Annotated in this window: 1 protein-coding gene; it reads left to right on the forward strand. The window is 35.5% G+C overall.

What is annotated here, in order from left to right; all coding sequences use genetic code 11:
- Positions 1 to 245 precede the first annotated feature (245 nt).
- On the forward strand, positions 246 to 1,547 hold the full coding sequence (locus tag O9295_RS13655) for a glycosyltransferase family 61 protein (RefSeq protein ID WP_260324405.1): 1,302 nt from the start codon (positions 246 to 248) through the stop codon (positions 1,545 to 1,547).
- Positions 1,548 to 1,904: the final 357 nt, after the last annotated feature.

Here is a 1,904-nt window from a genome sequence, read left to right on the forward strand (position 1 = left end):
CTTGAGCAAGAAAGTCAGCGTCGTGATTTACGGTTACAAGCTATTGTCAAAGGCTGGATTGAGGAAAAATTAGCTATTTCTAATTCTCTGCAAACAACCCATTGAATGGGTAAGATGCGATCGCTTGTTCAGATGATCAAAGGGAAACTACTGCCCAACAAATTTATACCCAAGTAGTTTGTACCTTGACAACAACGGCTTTTTTCTAGCGCTTAGAAATTAGTCGGAATGGAAACTTTATAGCCATGAACCTTGACATTGGCAAAAATTCATGTTATCATTTCCACGTATCTCTAATTTGTCTTAAAATTTCTATGCAAGGCATTACCACCAAAATACTAGATGTAGCCAACTATAATTTGTCTAAATATTTATCAAAAAGCCAAGCTCTATTTGTTCCTAGAAGGATAAGAGACTCAGTATCGAGTCAATGGGAAAATAATTACAAGTCTTTAAAAATTAGTGCTATAGAGAAACAATATCCACAGAAATACCAGACCAATTTTTTAAATTATCACCCCGATACATTGGAAGTTATTAAAGAAGACTATTATAGTATAAACTACAGTGACAAACTACCTCTAGAGAAGACTATCACCGTCAAAGATGTCCTTTATGTTCCTAGGTATAAAGCTTTCTATGATTTAAGAGATGGGTCAAGAATTAACACATTTAAAATGCCAGGCATTCCAAAATCCGAGCAAGATTCTCAGGAATTTAAATCTTTATACCATCAATCTATTGATCCTACTAAAATTAAAAGGATTGATCAGAAATTTATGTATGGAGAGAATATCTCACTACACTATGGACATTTTCTTTGTGAATCAATTTGTCGTCTTTGGTACTTAGAACAAGCTGAAAAATTAGGGATTTTGGTCATCGGACAACCTCGTAAAGCTAAGTCTATCAGTGACTTAAAGGTCTCTAGGGATTTCGTTGACGAATTTATGACTGCTCTTGACTTAGACTCCGAGCAATTCTTAGAGTTGACTAGACCTGTGATACTAGGAGAGGTGGTTTTTCCTTATCCTTCTCTGAGCTTTTATAGAAGAGAGGTTTTTGCCTGTCACAAAAGTGTTCCCGAGTTAGTAGCCCAAAAGCTCTTACCCGATAAAGTCACGCAAACTGAGCAACCGCTTTACATTTCTCGAACTAACCTAAAAAAAGCCAACCGACAAATTCTAGGGGAAGAGCAACTAGAAAATATATTAAGAGAACGTGGCTTTGCTATTATTTATTCAGAAAATTTGACTCTACAAGAAAAGATATATTTAGTAAATAAGCATAAATATATTGTCGGTACTTGGGGATCATCACTACATACAATTATCTTCAGCCTGTCTGACTCTAAAAACATTTTTTGTCTCAGCGACAAAGATGGTTTATTTATTGCATTTCCTCAGTTTGATGCTCTAAAATCAGTTAATTCAACCTATATTGCTGCTATTAAATCAGAAAAAGAAGATGATAACTACATCACGGGTCAGAAAATCCTAGATGTAGATGCAGCATTATCGGGTTTAAAAGAGTCTAATTTACTTTAAAATAAACCGCTTTAACTTCTATTTTCCTGACTGACGAAATTGCTAAACAAGCACTAAGATTATTAATTCCGCAATTTATCGCCCTGATTATTATTGATTTGATGGTGGCAAAAGTTATTTAATTAACATCACTTTTATCTAAGTTCCCCGTTCTCTTAATCCTCTTTCAGATCGCCAATCAGCAACGCCTGGGGAGAGTTTGCTGATAGCCAAGGGCTAAGAGATGACAGAGTTGGTGATATAGTAACTAAAGATCACACTTAAATCTAACCTTGCCATAGATGCACAAATCTCGAATCTGGCAACCCCAAAAATCTCCCGTCTCTAACATCAGTTTTAGCGATGAAATGAGGTAAG

Source organism: Microcystis sp. LE18-22.4A, from assembly GCF_027531105.1.
GTDB lineage: Bacteria > Cyanobacteriota > Cyanobacteriia > Cyanobacteriales > Microcystaceae > Microcystis > Microcystis aeruginosa.